At 56.8% G+C, this 5,286-nt stretch carries 5 protein-coding genes; all 5 read left to right on the top strand.

Going from position 1 to position 5,286, the window contains the following annotated elements; translation table 11 throughout:
• Positions 1-74: 74 nt before the first annotated feature.
• The 5 genes from JX325_RS12395 (at position 75) to JX325_RS12375 (ending at position 5,068) form a co-directional block, all read left to right on the top strand.
• Complete coding sequence (locus tag JX325_RS12395; RefSeq protein ID WP_204791425.1) at positions 75-608, top strand: RNA polymerase sigma factor; 534 nt, start codon at positions 75-77, stop codon at positions 606-608.
• Between the two features lie 19 nt (positions 609-627).
• Positions 628-1,890 carry a DUF4179 domain-containing protein gene (locus tag JX325_RS12390; RefSeq protein WP_204791424.1) on the top strand — a complete coding sequence of 421 codons (1,263 nt, stop codon included), beginning with the start codon at positions 628-630 and terminating at the stop codon, positions 1,888-1,890.
• Between the two features lie 1,302 nt (positions 1,891-3,192).
• Positions 3,193-4,410 carry a hypothetical protein gene (locus tag JX325_RS12385; RefSeq protein WP_204791423.1) on the top strand — a complete coding sequence of 406 codons (1,218 nt, stop codon included), beginning with the start codon at positions 3,193-3,195 and terminating at the stop codon, positions 4,408-4,410.
• Positions 4,411-4,608: 198 nt separating this feature from the next.
• Complete coding sequence (locus JX325_RS12380) at positions 4,609-4,872, top strand: type II toxin-antitoxin system HicA family toxin (RefSeq protein WP_204791422.1); 264 nt, start codon at positions 4,609-4,611, stop codon at positions 4,870-4,872.
• Positions 4,862-5,068: a type II toxin-antitoxin system HicB family antitoxin gene (locus tag JX325_RS12375; RefSeq protein ID WP_204791421.1), complete on the top strand. Its 207-nt coding sequence runs from the start codon at positions 4,862-4,864 to the stop codon at positions 5,066-5,068. The genes JX325_RS12380 and JX325_RS12375 overlap by 11 nt, the downstream gene beginning before the upstream one ends.
• Positions 5,069-5,286: the final 218 nt, after the last annotated feature.

Below are 5,286 nucleotides of genomic sequence, written 5' to 3'. Positions count from 1 at the left end.
TGTGGTATTTTCCCCGCCCCAACCGTTTAAAGAGTGAATCGGCGCCAATTCAACCGAAAAGGAGGAGAGCTTTTATGCTTGCGATCTGCCTCGCCATGCTGGAGACCGAACAGGACCAGCGGCGGTTTACGCGGCTCTTTGAGGCTCACGAGAAAAAAATCTACGGGGTGGTCCTGCAAATTTTGGGGGACCAAACTCAGGCGGAGGACGCCGCCCAGCAGACCTGGCTCAAGCTGGTGCAGAACTGGGACCGAGTCTCCGCCCTGCCCTGGGCGGAGACGGAGGGCTACGCAGTCACCGTGGCCAAGAACTGCGCCATGGACATCCTCCGGACAGAGCGGCGGACCATCGCCTTCCCGGAGGACTGGGACCCGCCGGCCCCGGAGGACCATCAGGACGAATATGACTACCTAGTCTCCCTGATCCGGGCCCTGCCGGAGAGCTACCGGCGGATCCTGGAGCTGAAATGCGTGGAGGAGGAGAGCAATCAGGAGATCGCCCAGCGGATGGGACTCAAGGAGTCCACCGTATCCATGCGGGTGCTGCGGGGGCGGAAAATGCTCCGGGAACAGCTGGAAAAGGAGGGATATTTCGANGACGCGGTTTGAGGATTGTCTCCGCCGGGGAATGATGGACGCCAACGTGGCACAGTATGGACGTGTCATCCAGAGGATGGANACACGGGAGCTGGACGCCTCCCCCCANTACTACCGGGAGCGAACGCGCCTCCTGACAGACCCCCAGAGCTGGGCGAACCAGCGGACCGGGATTCGCGGAAAACGCCTGAANTGGCGGCTGATCGCTATTGTGGCGGCGCTGCTGCNCCTCGCCGCCTGCGGTTACGCCCTGGTGACCGGGCAGTTCTCCCAGTGGTTCTCCAGCCTGGGGGTGAACCCCCAGGCCCCGGAGACCTCCGAGGAGGTACTGACCCGCACGGGCACGGCCATCCAGCAGAGCCAGACCGTGGGGGACGCGACGGTGACCCTGAACGCCGCCGTGTGGGACGGAAACAACGTGTGGCTGTCCTTTACGGTGGAGAGCCCGAACATCCCGGAGGAGATCGAACGGTACAGCAACCTCTACTCAGGCGACTGCCGCCTGATTCTGCGGGAGGACCAGTGGGTGGAGTCCGAAACGAACTCGACCAGACAGAACTGCGCCCTGGAGAACAAGACCCCGGAGGAAACGGAGAAGGCCGTTCAGGACCGGCTGGCCATGGGGCCGTTTGACTGGCTCAACATGATGCTGCCGGAACAGCGGGAGGGGAACACCCNTTTCTTCCAGTATGCAAAAATGCTGCCCGTCAGCTCCTTCTCGGAGACGACGCGGCCGGAGCTGACCCTGCACATCGAAAACCTGGCCGCCCTTCCGGACAACGGGGACCTGAACTCTCCGGGCGAGATCTTTGCCGAGGGCCCCTTTGACCTCACCTTCACGCTGGAGGAGCCCATCCTGCCCATCCACTACGGGGGCGCGGATGAGGAGATCACCCTGGGAGAGACCCTAGAGGTCCCCATGCGCTTCACGGATTTTGAGCTCTCCGCCCTGGGCCTGACCGCCAGATGCGAGATTCTGGCCCCGGTGGCCGAGCACGAGCCAGGGCCCGGGGAGGAACCGGACCCGGACAAGCTGTACCTTGGGGACCTGAACCACGCCAATATTGAGAGCTCCTGGGGCCTCTGGCTGGAGGACGGGAGCTATGTGGACCTCACATCGATGGGCGGCGGCGGCGGCGGCGACTTCAATGGAACCTTCGTGATGGACTTCCGCCGCGACTACACCTATCCTATCGACCCCGCCACGGTGACGGCGCTGGACATCGGCGGGACCCGGATCGAGCTGAGCGGGCTGAAGCGGACGCCGGGGCCGATAAATAAAAATATTTACTAATACAAAAAATTTAGAAAATCATGTGGCGCGAAGCCCTCCCGCTCCGTTTAACAAGCAGAACGAGCGGGAGGGCTTTCCTCTTCCCGCCGGAAAAGAAAGGAAGGTATCATTATGAAGACATGGAAACGATTGGCGTCCGGGCTGCTGGCCCTGGCCCTGCTGGCGTCCCTGAGCTGCGCAGCCCTGGCGGCAGAGCCCAAGAAGACGGTGGAGGAGTCCCCGAAGCCCGCCGGACAGTTCTCCCGGTGGTTCTCCAGCCTGGGGATCAACCCCAAAACGCCGAAGGCCTCGGAGGAGGTCCTCTCCCGCATGGGCACCGCCATCAAGCAGAGCAAAACCGTGGGGAAGACGACGGTGACCCTCAACGCCGCCATTTGGAACGGAAAGAACCTNTGGCTTTCCTTTGACGTCAAGAGCCCCGGCATTCCGGAGGAGGTCCAGCAGTACACGTCCCTCACCACGGAGAAGTGCAGCCTCAAGCTGCGGGACGACCAGTGGAAGGAGTACACCCGAAACAATCTGGAGGAGTTCTACTCCAACGATCCGGAGGTGACTCCGGAGGAGGCGGAGAAGAAAATCCAGGCCGAGCTGGCCAAGGGGCAGACGGGCTCTTTCTGGTTTTCGCCGGAGGGACGGGAGGGAAACACCCTCAGCTTCCAGACCAACATAAGCCTGGACTCCCGCTTGTTCACAGAGACCCGGCAGCCGGCGCTGATGCTGCACCTAGAGAACCTCGCTCCCAGCGACAGCCCGGACAAGGTCTTTTTGAAGGGCCCCTTTGACTTCACCTTCACGGTGAAAAAGCAGTTCCCGCCCATCCAATACACGGGGGCTGATGCGAAGATTACCCTGGGGGAGACCAAGAAAGTTCCCATGCGTTTCACGGAGCTCCAGATTTCCTCCACGGGCCTGTCCGCCAGAGGCGAAGTCCTGGCCCCGATAGACGACCTGCCGAAGGCCGGAGAGAAGGAGGACCCTGACAAGCTGTACCTTGGGGACCTGAACCACGCCAACATCGAAAGCTCCTGGGGCCTCTGGCTGAAGGACGGGACCTATGTGGACATCACGCAGATGGGCGGCGGAGGCGGCGGCGGCAAAGAGGGAGAGACCTTCATGATAAGATTTGACCACGATTTCCCCTACCCAATCGACCCCGCCGTGGTGACAGCGGTGAACATCGCCGGGACCCGGGTGGAGTTGGGAAAGCTGACGGCTGCAACGGCATAAGAAATCTTTGTCAGGTATAACCATCCCCATCGTGTGCTTAATCAGAACAATTGATATAGAGGAGACGGATATATTATGAAGAAGACAGGCCAAAGACTCTGCTCACTCACGCTGGCTCTCACCTTATGCTTGGGCCTTTGTATTTCGGTTTCGGCAAAACAGGCGGCGATTCAGTATAACACTGAGCCCACAAGCATTGGCGGCATCAGCCAATTGAAAGAGAAGTATTCCTCCCTTTATGTCGGTGAAGATTCTTCTGCCTGGGCTTCCGCATGGTTGCGGGACAAAGCGGGAAATACTCTTTCGGCGGGCAGCCTGGGCGTGGAAGCCAGACTGTACAACAAAGACGGAGAACTCTGCGCCAGCACTGGTATGCGTTACAATACCAAACCTGCCAGCTTTGTGAGCGCAGTCACCACCGTTTCATCCGAAGGCTACTGCAGCTTTGGACACATTCGGACGATCTACTTTAAGGATTTCGATAGTTTCAGAGTGGAGAATGACAAGCGCTTGACAGCTGGAGACGATTTTACCTATTTGCCTGAAAGCAATTCCTACAAATTCCCGGACAAGCTGTTGGCTGTGCTGAAGGAAAACGAAAACGGCTATCCTGTAAACAGCTTGGGAGAAACCTATGGTTCTGCGCTGCTGGTGGGCTATAACGACAACTATACGATGCCTCCAGTGCTGCTATCTGCGGTTGGCAGCAATGGGGTTCATGGCTATGTCCGCGAAGCAGACTTGAGCCCTTACCTTGCTACGAGGAAGGACGCCGTGGCTTATATGTCTAAGCTGGAAAAAAATCGGATACTTCCGCTTTATGATAGGGATGGGAATGTGATAGGAACTTTCGTGTTGGATGGTTCTTTCACAAGCGGAACAACAACAAAGGAATTGGAAAGCGCCCAGGCAGCAGCGGCGGCAAAACCTGGAGCGCAAACCAGTCAAAGCGTAAAACTTCCAACGGCAAAGGTGGAGCTTGCTAAGTTGGCAAAACGCTCCCAGGACAACTGTCCCTATCAGCGGAACAGCAAAGGGGAAACCTATGGTTCCTCTGCCGCAGTTGGCAACGTCGGTTATGCCCCGGCTTGGGTAACGGTGGTGTCGACAGACGGCGATCAAGGTGTTGTCCAGGCCAAAGATTTCTTTCTTGCGAAACCGGGTGTTCTTCCCGTGTACGACCTGGAAGGGAAAGTGATTGGTGAGTTTCTGATCGAGGAATTTGTACCTCCCTCCGAATATAAGCCCGGTATGTCTATGGAAGAAGTCAAAGCCTTAGTGAAGGACGGTTGAATCATGCGGGGCCTGGGAATCCCAGACCCCGCCGTAAATCTTCAAATCATGAGTGCGGAGAGTGTAAAAGAGGTCAGAAACTAGGCCGGGGTACTGGTCAGAAAAATTCACAAGATGTTCCCTTTTCTTTTCGCCACAGATATGCTATATTGATTACCAAGAACGGTGTGAGTGATACGGCACGGGACGGGAAAAACTATGAGTCAGTATGAAAAGCTGTTGTTGGTGATTCTGAGCGGGACCAGGGACAAAAATTTGCTATTCTCTGATTTGCGGCTTGTGCTTGAGCGGCTGGGTTTCCAGTGCCGGATTAAAGGAGACCACTTCATTTATACAAAGGCTGGCATAGAGGAAATCATCAATATCCAGCCTGTGGGAAGCATGGCGAAGCCATATCAGGTAAAACAGATCCGAGGAGTGATTTTGAAATACCAGTTGGGAGGTGGCGTATATGAAATATGAGATCATTTTGTATTGGAGCGAAGACGATAACGCTTATATCGCCGAAGTGCCGGAGTTATCCGGCTGTATGGCGGATGGTCCTACAGCGGCAGAGGCGCTGCGCAATGTGGAGCTGATTGCTCAGGAGTGGATTGAGACGGCGCGGCAGTTGGGGCGTCCAGTACCGGAGCCGAAGGGCCGTTTAAAGTATGCGTGAAAAACCAATGTTTTGGCGGTGACCCATAACTTGACCCAGAACAGGAAATTTCTCTGTGGAATCAGTGGAACAGGCAGTACGAAGGGCTGTTAATATTCTAGGAAAACAGCATCAAATGGAGCAAAAAGCGTTTGCTGTGAGCCCTCAGACAAGCTACGGACCAGAAGGCCGGGGGTTCGAATCCCTCAGGGCGTACCAAGAAGAATCCCCGTATTCTT

It is taken from the genome of Oscillibacter sp. CU971 (genome assembly GCF_905219725.1).
GTDB lineage: Bacteria > Bacillota > Clostridia > Oscillospirales > Oscillospiraceae > Oscillibacter.
Note: the sequence above shows the minus strand (reverse complement) of the source record. Positions and strands in the feature narration are given on the sequence as shown.